General features: G+C 60.9%; 16 protein-coding genes. 6 read left to right on the top strand and 10 right to left on the bottom strand.

Annotated elements, in window-relative coordinates; translation table 11 throughout:
* Nucleotides 1-189: 189 nt before the first annotated feature.
* From RTCIAT899_RS05495 to RTCIAT899_RS05505, 3 genes are all read right to left on the bottom strand, one after another.
* Nucleotides 190-3,309, bottom strand: coding sequence for an efflux RND transporter permease subunit (locus RTCIAT899_RS05495; RefSeq protein WP_015339243.1), 3,120 nt, complete (start codon nucleotides 3,307-3,309; stop codon nucleotides 190-192).
* Entirely contained in the window at nucleotides 3,306-4,541 is a 1,236-nt protein-coding gene (locus tag RTCIAT899_RS05500; protein WP_015339244.1) for an efflux RND transporter periplasmic adaptor subunit, read from the bottom strand. The genes RTCIAT899_RS05495 and RTCIAT899_RS05500 overlap by 4 nt, the downstream gene beginning before the upstream one ends.
* 424 nt (nucleotides 4,542-4,965) lie before the next feature.
* Nucleotides 4,966-5,754 carry an SDR family oxidoreductase gene (locus RTCIAT899_RS05505; protein WP_015339245.1) on the bottom strand — a complete coding sequence of 263 codons (789 nt, stop codon included), beginning with the start codon at nucleotides 5,752-5,754 and terminating at the stop codon, nucleotides 4,966-4,968.
* Nucleotides 5,755-6,045: 291 nt separating this feature from the next.
* Between RTCIAT899_RS05505 and RTCIAT899_RS05510 the strand changes: the two genes are divergently transcribed.
* Nucleotides 6,046-7,710, top strand: coding sequence for an electron transfer flavoprotein-ubiquinone oxidoreductase (locus RTCIAT899_RS05510; RefSeq protein ID WP_015339246.1), 1,665 nt, complete (start codon nucleotides 6,046-6,048; stop codon nucleotides 7,708-7,710).
* 6 nt (nucleotides 7,711-7,716) lie between these two features.
* Entirely contained in the window at nucleotides 7,717-8,244 is a 528-nt protein-coding gene (locus RTCIAT899_RS05515) for a GNAT family N-acetyltransferase (protein ID WP_015339247.1), read from the top strand.
* Nucleotides 8,245-8,328: 84 nt separating this feature from the next.
* On the opposite strand, the gene RTCIAT899_RS05520 is transcribed toward RTCIAT899_RS05515, so the two are convergent.
* Entirely contained in the window at nucleotides 8,329-9,243 is a 915-nt protein-coding gene (locus RTCIAT899_RS05520) for a DMT family transporter (RefSeq protein WP_041677832.1), read from the bottom strand.
* Between the two features lie 144 nt (nucleotides 9,244-9,387).
* Here RTCIAT899_RS05520 and RTCIAT899_RS05525 point away from each other — a divergent pair, with 144 nt between their 5' ends.
* Nucleotides 9,388-9,861, top strand: a complete 474-nt coding sequence (locus RTCIAT899_RS05525; RefSeq protein WP_015339249.1) for an Lrp/AsnC family transcriptional regulator — start codon at nucleotides 9,388-9,390, stop codon at nucleotides 9,859-9,861.
* A 66-nt stretch (nucleotides 9,862-9,927) separates the two neighbouring features.
* Here RTCIAT899_RS05525 and mgtE read toward each other — a convergent pair whose 3' ends face one another.
* Together mgtE and RTCIAT899_RS05535 are read right to left on the bottom strand one after the other, a co-directional pair.
* Nucleotides 9,928-11,301 (bottom strand): magnesium transporter, encoded by a 1,374-nt coding sequence (mgtE, locus tag RTCIAT899_RS05530; protein ID WP_015339250.1) that lies wholly within the window; start codon nucleotides 11,299-11,301, stop codon nucleotides 9,928-9,930.
* Nucleotides 11,302-11,655: 354 nt separating this feature from the next.
* Complete coding sequence (locus RTCIAT899_RS05535) at nucleotides 11,656-12,669, bottom strand: zinc-binding alcohol dehydrogenase family protein (RefSeq protein ID WP_015339251.1); 1,014 nt, start codon at nucleotides 12,667-12,669, stop codon at nucleotides 11,656-11,658.
* A gap of 104 nt (nucleotides 12,670-12,773) precedes the next feature.
* Here RTCIAT899_RS05535 and RTCIAT899_RS05540 point away from each other — a divergent pair, with 104 nt between their 5' ends.
* The gene (locus RTCIAT899_RS05540; protein WP_015339252.1) at nucleotides 12,774-13,178 is read left to right on the top strand and encodes a winged helix-turn-helix transcriptional regulator; all 405 of its coding nucleotides are present in this window, start codon (nucleotides 12,774-12,776) and stop codon (nucleotides 13,176-13,178) included.
* On the opposite strand, the gene RTCIAT899_RS05545 is transcribed toward RTCIAT899_RS05540, so the two are convergent.
* On the bottom strand, nucleotides 13,143-14,351 hold the full coding sequence (locus RTCIAT899_RS05545) for an MFS transporter (RefSeq protein WP_244441461.1): 1,209 nt from the start codon (nucleotides 14,349-14,351) through the stop codon (nucleotides 13,143-13,145). The two genes, RTCIAT899_RS05540 and RTCIAT899_RS05545, sit on opposite strands and share 36 nt — an antisense overlap.
* A 326-nt stretch (nucleotides 14,352-14,677) precedes the next feature.
* Here RTCIAT899_RS05545 and RTCIAT899_RS05550 point away from each other — a divergent pair, with 326 nt between their 5' ends.
* Complete coding sequence (locus RTCIAT899_RS05550; protein WP_015339254.1) at nucleotides 14,678-15,625, top strand: diacylglycerol/lipid kinase family protein; 948 nt, start codon at nucleotides 14,678-14,680, stop codon at nucleotides 15,623-15,625.
* Between the two features lie 5 nt (nucleotides 15,626-15,630).
* Here RTCIAT899_RS05550 and RTCIAT899_RS05555 read toward each other — a convergent pair whose 3' ends face one another.
* Nucleotides 15,631-16,971 (bottom strand): glutamine synthetase family protein, encoded by a 1,341-nt coding sequence (locus tag RTCIAT899_RS05555; protein WP_015339255.1) that lies wholly within the window; start codon nucleotides 16,969-16,971, stop codon nucleotides 15,631-15,633.
* A gap of 289 nt (nucleotides 16,972-17,260) precedes the next feature.
* Here RTCIAT899_RS05555 and RTCIAT899_RS05560 point away from each other — a divergent pair, with 289 nt between their 5' ends.
* Nucleotides 17,261-18,628, top strand: a complete 1,368-nt coding sequence (locus RTCIAT899_RS05560) for an aspartate aminotransferase family protein (protein ID WP_015339256.1) — start codon at nucleotides 17,261-17,263, stop codon at nucleotides 18,626-18,628.
* Here the strand turns inward: RTCIAT899_RS05560 and RTCIAT899_RS05565 are convergent, their stop codons facing one another.
* Nucleotides 18,629-19,243 (bottom strand): NUDIX hydrolase, encoded by a 615-nt coding sequence (locus RTCIAT899_RS05565; protein ID WP_015339257.1) that lies wholly within the window; start codon nucleotides 19,241-19,243, stop codon nucleotides 18,629-18,631.
* Between the two features lie 50 nt (nucleotides 19,244-19,293).
* Nucleotides 19,294-20,313: a glycosyltransferase family 2 protein gene (locus RTCIAT899_RS05570; RefSeq protein WP_041677834.1), complete on the bottom strand. Its 1,020-nt coding sequence runs from the start codon at nucleotides 20,311-20,313 to the stop codon at nucleotides 19,294-19,296.
* Nucleotides 20,314-20,351: the final 38 nt, after the last annotated feature.

Consider the following 20,351-nt stretch of genomic DNA (forward strand, 5'->3'; position numbering starts at 1 on the left):
TGGATTGGGGCCAAGCCCCTATGAGACGCTGACGCGCCCTGTCGCAAAGAGGGCGCGTCATGACATGGCTAAGCTTCAACTTCAAGCCGGGATGATGCTTTTATTTTTGCCCGCAGCGACGTCAGCCGGCAGCGTTTCCGCACCCGGTTGGCTGGCAAAGGAACGGACGCCTTTTGGCGCCCGCTGACCTTATTCCGCGGCGATGGCCGCTGGCGGATCCTTGTGATGCGGGTCCGCGTCCTTGCGCTTGGTGAGGCGGGCAAGGAAGTCGTTGAGGCGATTCATCTCGAGGAAGATGACGGGCGTGATGAACAGCGTCAGAAGCTGCGAGACCACCAGGCCGCCGACAACAGCGATGCCGAGCGGCTGACGCAGTTCGGAGCTCGCACCGCCGCCGACCGCGATCGGCAGGGCGCCGAGCAGGGCGCAGAAGGTCGTCATCATGATCGGGCGGAAACGTCGCACGCAGGCCTCATGGATGGCCTCTGCCGGCGATATGCCTGTTGTCGAACGCAGCGTTTCCAGTGCGACGTCGATCATCATGATCGCATTCTTCTTCACAATGCCGATCAGCATCAGCAAGCCGATGAGCGCGATGATCGAGAGGTCGAAGCCGAACACCTTCAAGGCGAGAAGGGCGCCGAGAGCGGCAGCCGGCAGGCCGGAAAGAATGGTCAGCGGATGGATGAAGCTTTCATAGAGAACGCCAAGGACCACGTAGATCGTCAGCACGGCAGCCAGGATCAGGTAAGGCGTGCTGCCCTGGGACTGCTGGAAGATCTGTGCTGTACCGCCGTAGGACGTGAAGATGTCCGCCGGCATGTTGATGTCCTTCTTGATCTGATCGATCTTCGCCGTGGCATCGCCAAGCGCTTCGCCGGCCGGCAGGTTGAAGGAAACCGTCGTCGACACGAGCTGGCCAGTCTGGTTGATGGTGACCGGACCGGTGGTGCGCTGGACATGAGCGAAAGCGGACAGGGGAACCAGCGCGCCTTTTGATGAAGCCACATGGATATCCTGGAGCCTTTGGTCATCCCAGGGCTTGCTGGTGTCGAATTCGACCATGACGTCATAGCTGTCGCCCGTGGTCTGGATTTGTGCGGCGTCGTAGCCGCCGAACGCTTCTTCCAGCGTGGTGCGCAGCTGATTGTTGTTGATCCCGTATTGTGCCGCCTTTTCGGTATCGATGACGATGTTGGCCTGCAGAGCATTGTTTTGCTCGTCCGAGGCGACGTCGGTAAAGCTTGGATCGCGGCGCATCGCATCCAGCATCTTGTTGGCCCAGAGGTTCGTCTGGTCGGCACTCAGCGCCTGGATAATGAGCTGATATTGGCTGGCGGTCTGCCGGCCGCCGAAGCGCAGGCTTTGCTGGGGCGTAATATAGGCCTTCAAGCCGGCAATGGTGCCGATGCTGGACCGCAATTCACGCAGCGTCTGATCGAGCGGTGCCCGCTGCTCCTTCGGCTTCAGCTGGACAAACATGGTGCCGTTGTTCAGCGGCTGGCGCACACTGCCACCGACGATGGACATGACGTGGTCGACGGCTGGGTTCTGCCTGACGAGTGCTGCGGCCTGGTTCTGTAGGTCGCGCATCGCCGGATAGGAGATGTCCTGACGCGCCTGGGTGGAAATCTGCAGGCGGCCGATATCCTCGGTCGGAAAGAAGCTCGCCGGCAGCACCATGAAGAGATAGATGGAAAGCGCGACCGAGCCGAGGAAACTCAGGAGAACGAAACCGCGATTGCGCAGGCACCAGGCGACGCCCTTGTCATAGCCGCGCTGCGTCCAGTCGAAGCCGCGATTGAACAGGCGTACCGGATAGGGGGGCTGGCTATGGCCCGCCGAAAGACGCGAGCTGAGCATCGGCGTGACCGTGAGCGACACGATCGCTGAAGACACGATGGCGATGGCGACCACCATGCCGAACTCGTTGAAGATACGGCCGACTACGCCGCCCATCAGCAGGATCGGGATGAACACTGCGATCAGCGAGATGGACATGGAAATGATGGTGTAGCTGACTTCGGCCGATCCCTTGATCGCCGCCTGCAGCACCGGCATGCCGTCTTCGACATGCCGCAATATGTTTTCCAGCATGACGATCGCGTCATCCACCACAAGGCCGACGGCGAGCGTCAATCCCAGCAGTGATATGTTGTCGATACTGTAGCCGAGCACATACATCATGCCGAAGGTCGAAATCAGCGACAACGGCACGGCAAGGCCGGGGATGATCGTGGCCGTGACGTGACCGGTGAACAGATAGATTACCAGCACGACGAGGCCGATGGTCAGCATCAAGGTAAACTTGACGTCCTTGATCGCGTCGCGGATCGGCTGAGCCGAGTCATTCATGATATGCGTCTGCACCGAAGCCGGAATTTCCGCATGGAGCTGCGGCAGCTTGGCGTTGATCGCATCGACCACATCGACCGTATTGGCGTCCGGCTGGCGCTGGATGGCGAGAATGATCGCCTGCTTGCCGTCGTACCACGAGCCCGCGTTGGTGTTCTGCACGCTGTCCTGCACGTTGGCGACATCGCTCAGATGGATCGGCGCGCCATTGGGATTGGCGATGACCAGCGACTTGAACTGCGCAGCATTGGTATTCTGCGTGTTGGCATTGAGCGTCATGCTCTGCTTGTTGTTCTGCAGAGTGCCGACCGGAACCTGGCTGTTGGCATTGACGATGGCGGTGTTGACGGTATCGATCCCGATACCGCGCGCCAAGAGCTTATCCGGATCCACTTCGACACGCACGGCATAGGTCTGGGCACCATAGACGGTCACTTCGGCAACGCCCGGAAGCGTCGACAGCGACGGTGAAATGATATCTTCGGCAATTTCGTCCAGCTTGCTGCGCGGCATGGTATCGCTCTGCACAGCAAGCAGCATGATCGGTGCGTCGGCCGGATTTGTCTTCCTGTAGCCCGGCGGCGTCGTCAGATTGTTGGGCAATTGACGCGTCGCATTCGAGATCGCGGCCTGAACGTCGGCCGCGGCGGCATCGATACTGCGGTTGAGATCGAACTGCAGCACGATGCTCGTATTGCCGAGCGAGTTCGTGGCCGAGATTTCACTGATGCCGGGGATGGTCTCGAACTGCTTGATCAGCGGCGTGGAGACTGAAGTCGCCATTGTCTGCGGCGAAGCGCCGGTCAGCTGCGCGGAAACGTTGATGGTGGGAAAATCCACCTGGGGCAGGGCGGCAACGGGCAGCAGCTGATAGCCGGCGAGGCCGGCCATGACTACACCCAACGCCAGAAGTGTGGTCGCGACCGGTCGCTGGATACAGAATTGCGGGATCATTGCTGTGCTCCAACGGAAATCGTTTCGCTCTTCTGGCTCGACTGATCGTTGGCGGCGGCCACCTTCTCAGGCTTTTCGTCATTGAACTGCTCGACGACCGTCTGTCCGTCGATCAGCTGCACCTGTCCTTCAGTGACGACATGATCGCCTTGCGAAAGTCCCTTGGCGACTGCGGTGAAGCTGCCGTTCTGCCGTTCCACGGTGACGGGCGTCAAATGAACCTTGTTGTCCTTGACGACATAGGCATAGAAGCCATCCGGACCGGGGCTGATCGCAACCGTCGGAGCGACGATCACCGGCTCGTTGTCGGTCAGATGAACGACGACGTTGACCGATCTGCCAGGCCAGATCGCGCCATTGGCATTGTCGAACTTTGCCTTGACGAGGATGGTGCCGGAGGCGGTATCTACGGAATTGTCGAAGAAGCTGACTGCGCCCTGGCGGGACTTGCCCTTGCTCGAATTCGGAACGGTGCTGACGGGCACGGTGCCGGCCTTCATCGCTTCTTCCAATTCCCGCAGCTGATTTTCCTGCATGTGGAATTGCACGTAGATCGGATTGTATTGCGTGATGGTCACGATTGCCGTTCCGGGCGTCACATAGGCGCCGGGGCTCGGAACGACGTTGCCGAGGCGTCCGTCATAAGGCGCACGGATCTGCGTGTTTTCCAGGAGAACCTGGTCGGATGCGAGCTGGGCCTTGTCGGCATTGACGTCGGCGGCCGCGGTATCGCGCGCCGCGACGGCCTGATCGACGGTCTGTTGCGTTCCGGCATTGTTGAGCAGGCTCTTGGCTCGAGTGAGGGCTGCCTCCGCGGCTACGAGCGTCGCCTGATCCTTGACTATGGTCGCCTGGTCTTTGTCGACGGCGGCCTGCGCGGTTCGCGCATCGAGCTTGGCGATCAGGTCGCCGGCCTTCACCATTGCGCCGTCCTGCGCTTCGATCGATGTGATGATGCCGGACTCCTGCGCGGCGATCGTCGTTGTATTCTGCGCAACGGCCGAACCCGTTGCTGTAATGTCGTTCGGCAGAATTCTCTTCTCAACCGCTGCCGTCTTGACGACGGAGGTTATAGCCTTGTGCTTTTGATTGCCGGCCGCCTTGCCGGCATCTTTCGTTTCTGCAGAGGCTTGATCGACAAAGGCGGAAAGGAAAGGAATACGGTCGCGATAGCTCCATGCTGCAAGGGCTGCGACGACAAGAAGGCCGAGGGGAAGCCAAAGTTTTTTCATATTTAAAGAACCGGTCGGGGCTTGTTGCAGGAAGCGCGGTGACGGTGAAGTGTATCTGCCGCGCCGCACAACAAAGACGCGCTTCGCCGCAGTTCATCACATAGCCGTCGCCGCTAACGTTCGGTAATTCTGTCCCATTTTACGCGAATTCATGAACGCTGATGCTGTGCAATTTATCACAGTTCCGGAGGGGGAAAAATTAAAGCTTGGAAAGCTTTGGAATAGGTTCTGCTTGTGCGGTGCAGCAAATAATCAAATGGCTATTTTTTGATTGCCATTGCGTAATATTCGGCAGGAAAAACAGCCTGAGGCAGCATTTATACTCCGGAGACGTGCTGCAGCGTGTAAAGAAGCGTCGCGCAGCTCACGGAATTGTGTTGTCAGGCCCTATTGCAAGGGCCTGCACTGTTTGCCGGTGGCGACCTCAAAGTGAGCGAGCAGCTCCCCCATCGCAGCGAACCATGGTGCCCGTGACGTAGCTTGCCGGTTGGCTGCAGAGGAATGCTGCTGTAGCGGCGAACTCCTCGACGCGTCCGTAGCGGCCGGCCGGGATGCGCTGCTGGCGTTCGGCGCTGACATCTTCCAGGCTTCTGCCTCCGCGCTTGGCCGTCGCGGTATCGAGCTCCGCCAACCGGTCGGTCGCAATGCTGCCCGGCAGCAGCATGTTGACCGTGACGCCATGCGCGGCCACTTCGCTGGCCAACGTCTTGCTCCAGCCGGCAAGCGCCGGGCGTAGCGTATTGGAAAGCGCGAGATTGGGAATGGGCTCGATGACGCCGGAGGAGGCGACGGTGAGAATACGTCCCCAGCCTTGTGTTTTCATGCCTGGTAAGAGCGCATTGGTCAGGGTGATGATCCGTGACACCATCGAGATGAAATAGGTTTCCAGCCGGTCGGTAGTCATATCCTCAGTCGTCCCCGGAGTCGGTCCGCCGCTGTTGTTGACGAGAATATCGATGCCGCCAAGCTTCTCGATGGCTGCCTTGGTAACGACATCCACGAAGTTCTCGTCGTTGAGGTCAGCCCAGATCCAGTCCGCCCGGCCCTTGCCTTCGGCATTGATGGCCTTGCAATTGTTGTCGAGCCTTTCGCCGCTTCGGCCACAGAGCAAGACATTCGCGCCCTCGCGGGCGAGCGCAACTGCGATGCCATGGCCCAGCCCCTTCGACGACGCGAGCACCAGCGCGCGCTTTCCGCCAATACCAAGATCCATCTTGATCACCCTTCATGCTATTCGGATTGTCTGATCGGCATTTATAGAGCCATCGGAGGACTATGGAAGGCGCACTTCGCAGGTGGTCGCAAATACTGTCGCAATATTGACGTTAACGTAAGAGTAACTTAACTTGTTTTACGTCTTGGGCAAATTGGGGGATTGCCTGTCGCTTCCCGGCTCGACAATCCCCTCCCATTTTGACAAGAGATAACGGAAATGGGGAAGACGCCCAAAGGGGATGAGGCCGTGGTCCAAGATCATCGGGCGCCGGCCAAGCGGAGAAGATGAATGACTGACGCCAGCGAGCTGCCGGAACGCGAGAGCATGGAATTCGACGTTGTGATTGTCGGCGCAGGTCCAGCGGGCCTGTCGGCGGCGATCCGGCTGAAGCAGATCAACCCGGATCTGACCGTCGTCGTGCTTGAGAAGGGAGCCGAAGTCGGCGCGCATATCCTGTCGGGCGCCGTCGTTGATCCGATCGGCATCGACCGGCTGCTGCCGGGTTGGCGCGAGGAGGAGGGGCATCCCTTCAAAACCGAGGTGACATCGGATCACTTCCTGTTCCTAGGCCCCGCCGGCTCCGTCCGTCTGCCGAACTTCCTGATGCCGCCGCTGATGAACAATCACGGCAATTACATCGTCTCGCTCGGCAACGTCTGTCGCTGGCTGGCCGAAAAGGCCGAAGCCCTCGGTGTCGAAATTTACCCCGGCTTTGCCGCGACCGAAGTGCTCTATAATGACGAGGGGGCCGCTATCGGCGTCGCCACCGGCGACATGGGCATCGAGAAGAATGGCGAACCCGGCCCGAACTATACGCGCGGTATGGCGCTCTTAGGCAAATATATGCTGATCGGCGAAGGCGTGCGCGGCTCGCTCGCCAAGCAGCTCATCGCCAAGTTCGATCTTGCGCGGAATAGCGACGTGCCGAAGTTCGGCATCGGCATCAAGGAGCTCTGGGAGGTTAAGCCGGAGAACCACAAACAAGGCCTCGTGCAGCATTCCTTCGGCTGGCCGCTCGGCATGAAAACTGGCGGCGGTTCCTTCCTCTATCATCTGGAGGACAATCTCGTCGCCGTCGGCTTCGTCGTGCATCTGAACTACAAGAACCCCTATCTCTATCCTTTCGAGGAATTCCAGCGCTTCAAGACGCATCCGGCGATCCGCGGCACCTTCGAAGGCGGCAAGCGCATCTCCTATGGCGCCCGCGCCATCACCGAGGGGGGCTGGCAGTCGGTGCCGAAGCTCACCTTCCCGGGCGGCGCGCTGATCGGCTGTTCGGCCGGCTTCGTCAACGTTCCCCGCATCAAGGGCAGCCACAATGCGGTGCTGTCCGGCATGCTGGCGGCCGACAGGATCGCCGAGGCGATCGCGGCCGGCCGCGGCAATGACGAGGTTATCGAGATCGAGAACGAATGGCGTTCTTCCGACATCGGCAAGGATCTGAAGCGCGTCCGGAACGTCAAGCCGTTGTGGTCGAAGTTCGGCACGGCGATCGGCGTGGCGCTCGGCGGCCTCGATATGTGGACGAACCAGCTCCTCGGTTTCTCCTTCTTCGGCACGCTGAAGCATGGCAAGACGGATGCCGCCTCGCTGGAGCCCGCCGCGCAGCACCAGAAGATCGACTATCCGAAGCCGGATGGCGTTTTGACCTTCGATCGCCTCTCCTCGGTGTTCCTGTCGAACACCAACCACGAGGAGGACCAGCCGGTGCATCTGCAGGTCAAGGACATGGCGTTGCAGGTGGCGTCGGAGCACGATGTCTTCGCCGGTCCGTCGACGCGCTACTGTCCGGCCGGCGTTTACGAATGGGTGGAGAAGGACGGCAAGGAAACCTTTGTCATCAACGCCCAGAACTGCGTCCACTGCAAGACTTGCGACATCAAGGACCCGAACCAGAACATCAACTGGGTTCCCCCGCAGGGCGGCGAAGGGCCGGTCTATCCGAATATGTGAGATACGATGACGGAGATCGAACAAGGCGCCTGGACGATCCGCTCGGCCAGGGCCGACGAACTGCATCTCCTCGCTGCCATCGAGATCGATGCCTTCTGGGCTCTGCATGAGACCGGCGCGGTCTCGTGCGAGCCCACATCCCTGCCTCTTGATGTCCTGCAACAGTCTTTGGCGGAGCAGTTGCTGTTCGTTGCCGTCGATGGCGAGGATAAGCCGTTCGGTTTCCTTGCGGGCATCCGTAAGGACGGCTCTGTGTATATCGCCGAAATCGATGTCGTCAGGTGCTGGCAGAAGCGAGGCGTCGGTCGCCGGCTGATGGAAGCGGCCATTGCCGCGGCGAGAACGCAAGGAGCCACAGGCGTCACACTGACGACGGACCGGCAGGTGGCTTTCAACGCGCCGTTCTACGCATCCTTGGGATTTCGCATCTTGGAGGGTAAGGACAAGCCGGCCGGTCTCACGGAGGTCCTGGAGAAAGAGGTTGCTTCCGGCGCGGATCCAGCCAGACGAGTGGCTATGGCACTCAGATTTTGATCTTGTCCCTGAGTTGCGTTGGAACGAATAGAAAGAGCGGCGCAGCACTTCGCTGAACCGCTCCATATCTCCGCAAGAGACGGATTAATGCTGGGCAGACTTCCGGGCGAGCAGCCCGGTCGAAAGTGCCACCCCAAGTCCCGTGACGATTGCGGCTGCAATGCCGGCCATTCCGATTTCTTCACCGAGCAGAAAGCCGCCGCCGATGGTGGCGAGAACCGGCGTAATTGCGGTGAAGGCTGCGGCCTGCGTGCCACCGAGAGCCTGGACAGCAAGACCATAGGCAAGCGTGGCGGCAAGACCTGACAGCAGCCCCTGGCTGACGATCTGCAGACCGATTTCCGGTAGCGGCACCGAGGCAAGCGAGCTGCCGAAGATGGCGGCCAGTGCGACATGGATCAGGAACGACCAGACGGCGATGATGGCGCTCGACTGCAGGGCGCTCAGCCCGGAGCGGCGGAAGGCGTGGGTATAGGTTGCCCAGAGCAGGGCGGCAAGCGGCAGCAGCGTAAAGCCCTCCCAGGAGATCTGCACGCCATAGAGGCTGCGGGCAAGCAGGATGACGACGCCAGCGACGATGCCGCCAAGGCCGAGCCAGCGGGTCACGTCGAGCCGCTCGCGAAACAGCAGCATGCCGATCAGCGCTGCCGCCAGCGGCATGGACCCGCCGAGCAGGATGCCGGCTGCTGAGGCCGGGGTGAATTGAATGGCGAAGGTGGTCAACTGGAAGAACAGGGCGCCGGAGCCGCAGACCATCAGCGCCAGCAGCTTCAAAGGCACGCCCTTCGGCAGCAGGCCTGTCCGCCACCAGACGGGAGCCAGCACCAAGGCCGGCACGCCGTAGCGGATCAGGCCGAGATCGATGGTGCCCATCTGCGTTTCGGCTGTATGACGGGTGGCAAGAATCCAGTTTGCCCAGATCAAGACGGTCACGATGGCACCTGCATAGCCGACCATGGTGGGGGTTGCCTTGCGGGTGGAGAGAGACAAAGCGGTCATCGACATATCCTTTCCAACGATCCGGTTATCTTTCGAATGAAGAAAAGATAGCGCCGAAGGCCGAGGCATGTCCTTGCTAGTTATGGCTCAAAAATCGTGCTATGAGCAATGATCTGCCAAAATTCAAGACTGAGTTTCCCGGAAATGCCAAAACTGGATAAATTCGATATTGCGATCCTCAACTGCCTGCAGGAGGATGCGCGCGCCACTAATGTCGAGATTGCCGAGCGCGTAAATCTCTCGCCGTCTCCCTGCCTCAGGCGCATCCGAAATCTGGAAAAATCCGGGCTCTTGCGCGGCTACCGCGCGGATATCGACCGCAAGCAGGCCGGCCTCGGCCTCACGGTCTTCGTGGAACTCAAGGTCGGCCAACATTCAAAGGAGAATTCTGAGACGCAGCAGGCCGCATTACTCGCCATTCCGGAAGTCGTCGCCTGCCATCTGATTTCGGGCACGGCCGATTTCCTGGCTGAAGTCGTGGTGGAGGATCTTGCGGCTTATGAAAAGGTGATGTCGGAAAAGCTGCTGGTTCTTCCCGGCGTGGTGGATCTGCGTTCGAACTTCGCCATTCGTACCATCAAGACCAATGGTGCTCTGAAACTGCCGCAGCCTGAATGAAACAGCCGGAGTGAAAACATAAAAGGGGCCATCGCTGGCCCCTTTTCGATGAGAATCTGATTGTTCTCAGAGCATCGTGCCGCTGAGGATCAGCAGCGCGACCGAGAAATAGATGACAAGGCCGGTGACATCGACCAGCGTCGCGACAAAGGGCGCCGAGGCGCTGGCGGGATCGAGCCGCAGCTTCTGCAAGACGAATGGCAGCATCGAGCCGGCGAGCGAGCCGAAGGTGACGATGCCGATGAGGGCAGCGAAAACCGTAAGGGCGACCAGCTGCCAATGCGGGCCGTAGTCGAAGAGGCCGATGTTCTGCCAGAGCACGATGCGGGCAAAGCCGACAAGGCCTAGGATCGCTCCGAGCACGATGCCGGTCGGCAGCTCGCGGAACGCCACGCGCCACCAGTCCGAGAGCTTGAGTTCGCCGAGCGCCAGCGCCCGGATGATGAGCGATGTCGCCTGCGAGCCGGAATTGCCGCCCGAGCTCATGATCAGCGGGATGAAGAGCGTCAGCACGACAGCCTTCTCCAGCTCTCCTTCAAAATGCTGCATGGCGCTTGCGGTCAGCATTTCGCCGAGGAAGAGGGCTGCAAGCCAGCCGGCACGCTTGCGGATCATGCCCGCAAAACTGATCTTCATATAGGGCTGGCCGAGGGCTTCCATACCGCCGAACTTCTGGGCGTCCTCGGTGGTATCGGCGATCATCGTGTCGATGACGTCGTCGACTGTGACGATGCCGAGCATGTGCCCTTTGTCGTCGACAACAGGAAGCGCCAGCAGATCGTGGCGGCGGATCAGGCGAGCGACATCCTCTTGCTTCATCAGCGGCGGTGCCGTGACGGGCACGCCCTTCTGGGCAACGGTCAGGATGCAGGCATCCGGTTCACCGGTGATGAGGCGGCGCAGCGTCACGACATGCAGCAGCACGTGCGTTTCGTCATCGAGCACGTAGATGGCGTAGACCGTTTCGCGGGAGCGCTCGACCTGGCGAACGTGGTCGAGCGTCTGGGCCACGGTCCAGCTCGCGAAAACGCTGACGAATTCCGTCGTCATGATGCCGCCGGCCGTGCGCGGCGGATAGCCCATCAGGCTCTGAATCGCCTGCCTTGCATGCTCGTCGAACGTTGCGAAGAGACGGGCGCGCGTGTCGACATCCATCTCGAGCAGCACGTCGGCGACGCGGTCGTTTGACATGCCGTGCAGCAGGCGCGCGGCATCCGCATTGCCCATGACTTCGAGAATGGCGGGTGCGTTGCGCAGTTCCGGCCGGTCGAGAATGCGCACGGCGCGCTCTTCCGGCATTTTGGCGAGAATGCGGGCAGCCTCTGCCACCTCTGTTGCGTTCAGAGCCTCGACGCGTTCCGCAATGGTGACGGCGCGATTATTATTGATGAATGCACGAGCGGCATTGCCGGCCCGCGCGGGAAAGCTGTTGATGTTCATTATAGCTCGCCTTTCCGGTCGATCCGCCGTCGTAGCGGATCGTGGCGAGCCGACAGGAGTCGGTTAGTGCACGAATGCTACTGACGGCAAAGGCAATCGACTACTACTGTCGCTAGGCATCGAAAGATGGCTCCGGTTAATCGGTATGGAAAACGCTGTTCCCCACGTGCGGAGAAGTCGCGCCGAAGGCATGAAAAGTCAAGAGGCGGACGTGCCTAAACGCTCGATCCTGCGATAAAAATCTGTTTAGGCGGCTGCAAATTTTTGCGATGCAACAAAACCTGGTGCCAATGCGTTAAAACAATGCGGCCGGACGACATTCGCCCGGCCTGATTTGCCAGGAATTTTGCTCGTTCAGAAACCGGCCAGAACGACCTTGCCCTTCATCTTGCCGGTCTCGACAAGGGCATGCGCCTTCTTCAGGTTTGCGGCATTGATCGCGCCCGCAGTCTCCGTCAGCGTCGAGCGAATCTTGCCGGCATCCACCAGCTCGGCAACCTTCGTCAGCAGCTTGTGCTGCTCGATCTGATCGGCTGTGTTGAACAGGGGACGGGTGAACATCAGCTCCCAGTGGATCGACACGGCCTTGCGCTTGAAGGGCACAACATCGAGTGTCTTCGGATCGTCGATGAGCGCAAACCGTCCCTGCGGGGCGATGGCTTCGACGATCGAGCCGATATGATCTGACGTATTTGTCGTTGAGAACACGAAAGCGGGAGCACCGATGCCGAGTGCCGCGATCTGCGGCGCAAGCGGCTTCGAATGATCGATGATGTGATGGGCGCCCAGCTCCTTGACCCAGGCCTGCGTTTCCGGACGGGACGCGGTTGCGATGATGGTGAGATCGGTCAGCGCGCGTGCGATCTGGATGGCGATCGATCCGACACCGCCCGCACCGCCGATGATGAGGATGGTATTGGCGACGCCGGGAACCGGGTCTTGTACTTTCAGGCGGTCGAACAGCGCCTCATAGGCTGTGATCGAGGTCAGCGGCAGTGCGGCGGCGGCCGGAAAATCGAGGCTCTTCGGCTTGGCGCCGACGATGCGCTCGTCGACGAGATGAAACTCGGCATTCGAACCATCGCGGTTGATGGCGCCTGCATAGAAGACCTCATCACCGGGCTTGAACATGGTGACGTCGGGGCCAACCGCCTTGACGATGCCGGCGGCATCCCAACCGAGGATCTTGTACTCGCCTTCGCTCGGAGCGACGTTGGCACGGATTTTGACATCGACGGGATTGACGGAAACGGCCTTCACTTCGACGAGCAGATCGTGGCCCTTTGCCTCGGGCGTCGGCAGCTCGATGTCGATCAGCGATGTCTCTGCGGAAATGGGTTGCGGTTGCTTGTAGGCGACTGCACGCATGGGAGAAGCTCCTGGTTTTGTTGCACAGAGGCTAGATGCGCATTATCCTCAAAAGGCGCAAGAATGCACAAATTCTGTACGTAGGTACAAAAAGGATACTGTCGATGTCGGTTCCCCGCTCCAAGCTTGTCAGGAATTTCCCGGGATGTCCGGTCGAGGCGACGCTGAGCCTGCTCGACGGCAAATGGAAGGGCGTGATCCTGTTTCATCTGTTGGGGGGAACGCTTCGTTTCAACGAAATCCGCCGCAAGCTGCCGTCGGTGACGCAGCGCATGCTGACCAAGCAATTGCGGGAACTGGAAGAATCCGGGCTGCTGTCACGCACCGTCTTTCCGGTCGTGCCGCCTCGCGTCGAATATGCGCTGACGCCACTTGGCGCCAGCCTGGGGCCGATCATCAAGGCGATGGCCGTTTGGGGCGAGGAGAACGTATTTTGCCGCGATGGGCGCCAGCAGATAGGCGCCCCTGGCATGTCATGCGCGCCCGGTGCGGCGCTCCAGGCCAACTGAAACGGCGAAGACGGCGAGGCCTCCAACGGAAAGCACCGCGCCGACATAGCCGGTGGCAGCCGCCGTAAAGCCCCAGGAAATCACCAGTCCGCCCAGCCAGGCGCCGAGCGCATTGGCGATGTTGAAGGCGGAGTGATTGGAGGCGGCGGCCAGCGTCTGCGCATCTGCGGCCACATCCATCAGGCGGGTCTGCACTGCCGGGCAGGCGGCAAAGCCGCAGCCGATCAGGAAGACGCAGATGCAGAGCATGATCGGGTTAGCCGCCGTCAGCGAAAAGAGCGTCATGATGACGATGTTGAAGATCATCATGCCGCCGATCGTTCCCTTGATGGAGATATCGCCAAGGCGCGAACCGACGATGTTGCCGACATTCATGCCGATGCCGAAGAGAGCCAGCACGACCGGCACCATGGCGGAGCCTAGGCCGGCGACCTCGGTCGTCGTCGTCGCGACATAGCTGAAGATCGAGAACATACCGCCGAAGCCGACGGCAGCGACGCCGAGCGAAAGCCAAACCTGGATGCGCTTCAGCGCACCGAGCTCACGGGCGATGCTGGCGCCTTCCTCGACCCTGTCCTTGGGAAGGAAGAGGGCGATCAGCAGCATGGTGGCGAGGCCGATGGCGCCGACCATCATGAAGGCTGCGCGCCAATTCAGAAGCTGTCCGAGGAAGGTGGCGATCGGCGTGCCGATCAGCGTCGCGATCGTGAGACCAAGCATGACCTGGCCGACGGCGCGCACGCGGCGGTGCACCGGCACCATCGAGGCGGCAACGAGTGCCGCGACGCCGAAATAGGCGCCATGCGGCAGGCCGGTGATGAAGCGAAGCGCCGTGAAGCTTTCGAAAGTCGGTGCGAAGGCGCTGGAAATATTGCCGGCGGCAAAGATCGCCATCATCAAGAGGAGCAGCGTGCGGCGCGCCATCTTGGCGGCAAGCACGGCAATGATGGGCGCACCGACGACGACGCCGAGCGCATAGGCGCTGATGACATGGCCCGCTTCCGGAGTGGTGACGCCAAACGTGTTGGCGACCTCGGGCAGAAGTCCCATGATGACGAATTCACCCGTGCCGATGCCGAAGCTACCGACGGCCAACGCCAAAGTCACCAGCGCGATCGCGGTGCGCGACGGCACTTCGACGATGGTCTGGCTATCGAGGGCCTCGACGGAAATATCGCTCACGGAAACTCCTTGGGCGGCACACGAAACTCAAGCGCCGCGAATCAGGCGGCAAATCCCGGCATTCGGCGCTCAGTGCATCAAAATGGAATAAGGGACAGGCGGGCATGGACACACCCATGTTGATACTATCAATGAGAGCGATGTTTCTGTCGCGTGCGTTTTTTGCAGTGCAGCATGTCGGATCGCGCATAAGTGTGCTGCAGTCGATATCGGCGAAACGGCTATAACGCTTGAAATCGTTCCATCCAAAACCATCTGAGAAGAAGCGCACGGGCCTCAGCCCCTGATACAATTTGCGGAAAGACCGAGAGCCCCCAATGAAGTTGATCGGCTTTTTCAATCGCGATGGCGGAACGTTCCGCACGACTGACATGGCTGCCTATGAAAAGAAAGCGGAACAGGTCTTCCGCGACGCCGGTCACGATTTCGAAGCTGTTGTCGTAGAGGGGCGCAACGTCGTTTCGGCGATGGAGCGTGCTGCACGCCGCGACGACATCGACGGGATCGTCGCGGGTGGCGGCGATGGCACCATTTCGGCGGCCGCCGCCATCGCCTGGAAAAACGGCGTCGCTCTCGGCGTCATCCCGGCCGGTACCATGAACCTCTTTGCTCGTTCTCTGCGCCTGCCGCTCGATATATGGCAGACGCTGAACGTTCTTGCGACGGGTGAGGTCGACAATGTCGATATCGGTAGCGCCAACGGTCGCGCTTTCATTCATCAGTTTTCAGCGGGCTTGCATGCGCGCATGGTCCGCTATCGCAATGGCTACACTTATCGCTCGCGCATCGGAAAGATGTCGGCCAGCACGCGCGCGGCTTTCGGCGTTATAGCCAATCCGCCGGAATTCGACGTCGACTTCGAGGCCGGCGGCATTCGCGAGCGCCGGCATGTCTCGGCGATCTCGGTTTCGAACAATCCCTTCGGCGCCAATGCGCTGCTTTATGCCGACAACCTGCGCAGCGGCGAGTTGGGCTTCTATACCGCAAAGCCCCTTCGGCCGCTTGGCGTTGCCCGCCTTGCCATCGATATGCTGCGCGGCAGGGTTCGTGAGAATGCCGATGTTATGGTCATGCATGCACCGGAGGTGCATCTGCACTTTCCGAAGCTGCGGCAGCTCGCCAACTGCGTCATGGATGGCGAACTCTTGCCGCTCGAGCGCGATGTGACGCTCAAGGTGCATCCGGGCGAACTCAAGGTGATGGTGCGAGAGGGGACGGCCGCTAGCGTTGCGCGCGAGGGCCCCGTCGACAGCGTCGCCATCTGAGAGAGTCAGAGGCGCGGCAGATAGGTGCGATAGTCAAAATCGGACACGGTGCGCAGATAGCGGATCGCTTCCTTGTGCTTCGTGTCGCAGTAAAGCCGCTGATATCGCTCGCCGAAGATATCAGCGATGAATGCCGAGGCGCGGAAGCGCTCGACGGCGGTCAGGAAATCATGTGTCAGCTCGCGCGCATCGGTCGGCACGTGAGCCGGCGTCGTCTCCTCACCGGGATCGAGGTCGTTCTCAAGGCCCAGCAACATACCGCCGAGAATTGCCGCCAGCATGAGATAGGGATTGGCATCCGCACCTGCGACACGGTGCTCGATGCGCGCGCCCGGCCCATCCTTTTCCGGGATGCGCACGGCCGTTCCGCGATGGCCGAAGCCCCAGGTGAGATCGAGCGGGGCAAACGAGCCCGGCTGGAAGCGGCGGTAGGAGTTGGCATAGGGCGCAAAGATCAGCTGCGCATCCTGCAAGGTCTGCAGGAGACCCGCGCAGATCGACTTCAGCCTCTTCGGCTCGCTGCCCGCAGCATCCAGCACATTGCGCCCTTGAACGTCGATGATACTCGCATGCACATGCAGCCCCGAGCCGGCATGGTCGGTATAGGGTTTGGCCATGCAAGTCGATTTCAGGCCAAACTTGCGCGCCGCCTGCTCGGCCACGCGCTTCAGCATGATGCAATCATCCGCAGCCGCCAGCGCATCCGGGCGATGCAGCAGGTTGACTTCGAACTGGCCGGGGCCGAATTCCGCCGTCGTCGCATCCGCCGGCAATCGCTGCGCTCGCGCGTAGGCGCGCAGCGTTTCAAGGTAGTCGCCAAGGAGATCGACGGCATCCATGTCGTAGAGCTGAAAGCCGTTTGGCTCGCCTTGATAGGTGAGGGCCGGCGGCGGCGAGGGGATGCCTCTGTCGCGCCAGTCTCCGGCGAGCAGATAGAATTCCAGCTCTGTCGCGATGACGGGCGTCAAGCCGAGCGCCTTGTAGCGATCGACCACCGCGGAAAGGATGGCACGCGGATCCTGAAAGCTCGGGCTGCCGTCGAGCTCGTGCATGGTGGCGAGCACCTGCTTCGATCCCGCCGGCGCCCAGGGCATATCGGCGAGCGTGCGCCGGTCGGCGACGCAGGTCCCATCGGGATCTCCGATCGTCAGCGACAGGCCGGTAATATCGTCATTGTCGTCGCCCCAGATATCGAGCGATTGCGTCGACGTCGGCAGCCGCACGGCGCCGGACCAGACCTTCTTTTCGGCAGAAATCGGGATCTGCTTGCCGCGCAGCCGGCCGTTCATGTCCGAGATCAGCACCTCGATGCGCGCGTTACCTTCGGTTGCGTTGTCGGCCGCCATGCTCTTGTAAATCCCCGATGCTCACGGCATGGTCGTAAACCAAGATAGCTTGCAGTCAAGTCCGGCCACGTTGCAGTCTGCAGCTTAGCCCCTCACCCTAGCCCTCTCCCCGCAAATGCGGGGAGAGGGGACCCGCCGGTGCTTGGCCGCACCTCAAGCGCACGGCTGGCGCGATAACTCCCTCTCCCCGTTTGACGGGGAGAGGGCTGGGGTGAGGGGCCTGGCACATAATCGCAGCGTCGTCGGACTTGCCTGACAAGCACCAATCGCAATGAGGTGAGTTTCAACCATGCCCGACACGCCAAGCCGCTCCAATCTCGCCGCCCTCGATGCCGCCCATCACCTCCATCCTTTCGCCGATATGCGCAAGCTCAATGCAGATGGCGCCCGCGTCATCCAGCGCGGCGAGGGCGTCTATATCTTCGATGCGGAAGGGCGGAAGTATCTGGATGGATTTGCCGGCCTCTGGTGCGTGAATATCGGCTATGGCCGCGCGGAGATTGCCGATGCTGTCGCCAGGCAGATGAACGAGCTGCCCTATTACAACACCTTCTTCGGTACCACGACCACGCCTGCGACACTTCTTGCCGAGAAGGTCTGTGCCCATGCCGGACCGCAGTTCAACCATGTCTTCTTCACCAATTCCGGCTCGGAGGCCAATGATACCTGGTTCCGCATGGCGAGGGTTTACTGGGGCGCTGTCGGCAAGCCCACCAAGAAAGCCGTCATTGCCCGCAGGAACGGCTATCACGGCTCGACGGTTGCCGGCGCCAGCATGGGCGGCATGAAATACATGCACGAGCAGGGCGACCTGCCGATCCCGGGCGTCGTCCATATCGGTCAGCCCTATTGGTATGCCGAGGGCGGCGATCTCTCGCCGGAGGAATTCGGTCTCAAGGTCGCTCGCGAACTCGAAGCCAAGATCGACGAGCTGGGTGAAGACAATGTCGCAGCCTTCGTCGCCGAGCCGGTGCAGGGCGCCGGCGGCGTCATCATTCCGCCATCCAGCTATTGGCCCGAGATCGCGCGCATCTGCAAGGCGAGGAACATTCTGCTCGTCTGCGATGAAGTGATCTGCGGCTTCGGCCGCCTCGGCGCATGGTTCGGCCATCAGCATTTCGGTGTCGAGCCGGATCTGGCCCCGATCGCCAAGGGACTGTCGTCGGGCTATCTTCCGATTGGCGGCGTGCTCGTCAGCGACCGCATCGCCGATGTACTCATCAATGAAGTCGGCGAATTCAATCACGGCTTCACCTATTCAGGCCATCCAGTCTGTGCGGCAGCGGCGCTGGAAAATCTGCGGATCATCGAGGAGGAAAGACTGGTCGAGCGCGTGCGTGACGATATCGGCCCTTACTTTGCCGAGGCTTGGGGCAGTCTTGCCGATCACGACATGGTCGGCGAAGCCGTCAGCATCGGCTTGATGGGCGGCCTGCAGCTCGCCGCCGATAAATCGACGCGTCGCCGTTTCGAAAAGCCTGACACTATAGGTTCCGCCGTCCGCAACCATGCCCTGGCGAACGGCCTGGTACTGCGGGCCACAGGCGACCGCATGCTGGCCTCGCCGCCGCTCGTCATCAGCCATGAGGAGGTGGATACCATGGTGCGGACCGCGCGTGGGGCGCTCGATGCCGTGTGGGCGGAGAAGAAATCGTAGTCAGGGCTTGGGTTTCGGCACGTCCCACTTGCCCGCCTTGTGAAGGGCAAGCGTCAGTGACGCAACGTGGATGACCTGGATCATCTTGCCTTCCAGCGCCAGGTCGATTGCCTGGCTGATCGGCATGCGGATCAGGCGGATGCGCTCGGTCGGGTCGTCTGCCGGCCTGCTTGCAAGCTCGACATTGCGGGCAATGACGATATGCGAGTGGTTGTTATGCGTGGCTGGGTTGGGCGCGAGCTTGCCGACATAGTCCCATTCGACGGATGACAGGCCGGTTTCCTCGCGCAGTTCGCGCACGGCCGCTTCGACCGGGCTTACATCATTCGCATCCACGGCTCCGCCGGGAAGCTCGAGCGCGACAACGCCGAGGCCATGACGATACTGCTGAACGAGATAGATATGATCCTCGGCATCGAGCGCAATGATCCCGACCCAATCGGGATATTCCAGCACGTAGTAGGGCGCGATCTCCACGCCCTCCGCCGTCACGCAGTTATCCGCACGAACCTTCAGCCAGCGATCATGAACAAGGCGCGTCGAGCTTGTTGTCCGCCATGGTGGCAGGTCTGCCGTGTCCGATAGCCGGCTGTTGATGTCGTCTTTCGAGCTCATGCGCGGCTCAGCTCCTGTTGCGGATAGGCGCGGACCTAAACGCGATAGGCCTAGGCGTCCTGATGATCTCGATCGAAGATCTTGCGCACGATATAGTTCGGCGAGAGATCGTCGCGATAATAGATGCGGGCGATCATTTCGGCGAGGATGCCAGTGGTGATCATCTGTACCGACGACAGGAGCAGCACGACGCCGACCATCAGCAGCGGGCGGCTGCCGATATCGTCGCCGAAGATGAACTTGTCGATGAAGAGCCAGAGCAGGATGACGCCGGCAAGCGCACCGAGGCCGAGGCCGAGCGAGCCGAAGAAGTGTCCTGGCCGCGCCTTGTAGCGCATGAAGAACATCACGGATAGCAGATCGAGGATGACGCGGAAGGTGCGTGAAATCCCGTATTTCGACGTGCCGTGCTGACGGGCATGGTGGGTGACCGGGACTTCGCCGATGCGCGAGCTCGGCACGACGCCGGCGACCCAGGCGGGAATGAAGCGGTGCATCTCGCCCATCAGCTTCACCTGCTTGATGATGGAAGCGCGATAGATCTTCAGGCTGCAGCCATAGTCGTGCAACTTGACGCCGGTGATGCGGCCGATCAGGTAATTGGCGCACCAGGAGGGAATCTTGCGCAGGAGGAGGCCGTCCTGGCGGTTCTTGCGCCAGCCGACGAGCAGGTCGAGCTGGCGCCGCTCCAGTTCGTCGACCATCGAAGGGATATCCTTCGGGTCATTCTGCAGATCGCCGTCCATGGTGGCGATCAGGCGGCCGTTGGCCGCATCGATACCGGCCTGCATGGCCGCGGTTTGCCCGAAATTACGCTGAAGCTCGACGATGCGCAGCGTGAGCCCTTCCTGCGAAAGCGACCGGCGGGCATTGACGAGCGTCGCGTCCGTGCTGCCGTCATCAACCAGGATCAGTTCCCAGGATTTGGCAAATCCGCTCATGGCGGCACATATGCGCTCGATGAGCGGTCCGACGCTTTCTTCCTCGTTGAAGACAGGCACGACCAGCGAAAGCTCGAGAGTGCTTGCCGGATCGGCCTGGGGGAGGGTCGACTCTGCCGTTGTCTGCAACACTTCTTTCTCCTAAAAGACCGGCAGTACTTGCCGGA

The sequence above is a fragment of the Rhizobium tropici CIAT 899 genome, from assembly GCF_000330885.1.
In the GTDB taxonomy this organism is placed as follows: domain Bacteria; phylum Pseudomonadota; class Alphaproteobacteria; order Rhizobiales; family Rhizobiaceae; genus Rhizobium; species Rhizobium tropici.

What these genes read in the sequence shown, in the direction of transcription:
- RTCIAT899_RS05495 (WP_015339243.1), bottom strand. Translation starts at nt 3,309, where the DNA reads ATGATCCCGCAATTCTGTATCCAGCGACCGGTCGCGACCACACTTCTG.
- RTCIAT899_RS05500 (WP_015339244.1), bottom strand. Translation starts at nt 4,541, where the DNA reads ATGAAAAAACTTTGGCTTCCCCTCGGCCTTCTTGTCGTCGCAGCCCTT.
- RTCIAT899_RS05505 (WP_015339245.1), bottom strand. Translation starts at nt 5,754, where the DNA reads ATGGATCTTGGTATTGGCGGAAAGCGCGCGCTGGTGCTCGCGTCGTCG.
- RTCIAT899_RS05510 (WP_015339246.1), top strand. Translation starts at nt 6,046, where the DNA reads ATGACTGACGCCAGCGAGCTGCCGGAACGCGAGAGCATGGAATTCGAC.
- RTCIAT899_RS05515 (WP_015339247.1), top strand. Translation starts at nt 7,717, where the DNA reads ATGACGGAGATCGAACAAGGCGCCTGGACGATCCGCTCGGCCAGGGCC.
- RTCIAT899_RS05520 (WP_041677832.1), bottom strand. Translation starts at nt 9,243, where the DNA reads ATGACCGCTTTGTCTCTCTCCACCCGCAAGGCAACCCCCACCATGGTC.
- RTCIAT899_RS05525 (WP_015339249.1), top strand. Translation starts at nt 9,388, where the DNA reads ATGCCAAAACTGGATAAATTCGATATTGCGATCCTCAACTGCCTGCAG.
- mgtE (WP_015339250.1), bottom strand. Translation starts at nt 11,301, where the DNA reads ATGAACATCAACAGCTTTCCCGCGCGGGCCGGCAATGCCGCTCGTGCA.
- RTCIAT899_RS05535 (WP_015339251.1), bottom strand. Translation starts at nt 12,669, where the DNA reads ATGCGTGCAGTCGCCTACAAGCAACCGCAACCCATTTCCGCAGAGACA.
- RTCIAT899_RS05540 (WP_015339252.1), top strand. Translation starts at nt 12,774, where the DNA reads ATGTCGGTTCCCCGCTCCAAGCTTGTCAGGAATTTCCCGGGATGTCCG.
- RTCIAT899_RS05550 (WP_015339254.1), top strand. Translation starts at nt 14,678, where the DNA reads ATGAAGTTGATCGGCTTTTTCAATCGCGATGGCGGAACGTTCCGCACG.
- RTCIAT899_RS05555 (WP_015339255.1), bottom strand. Translation starts at nt 16,971, where the DNA reads ATGGCGGCCGACAACGCAACCGAAGGTAACGCGCGCATCGAGGTGCTG.
- RTCIAT899_RS05560 (WP_015339256.1), top strand. Translation starts at nt 17,261, where the DNA reads ATGCCCGACACGCCAAGCCGCTCCAATCTCGCCGCCCTCGATGCCGCC.
- RTCIAT899_RS05565 (WP_015339257.1), bottom strand. Translation starts at nt 19,243, where the DNA reads ATGAGCTCGAAAGACGACATCAACAGCCGGCTATCGGACACGGCAGAC.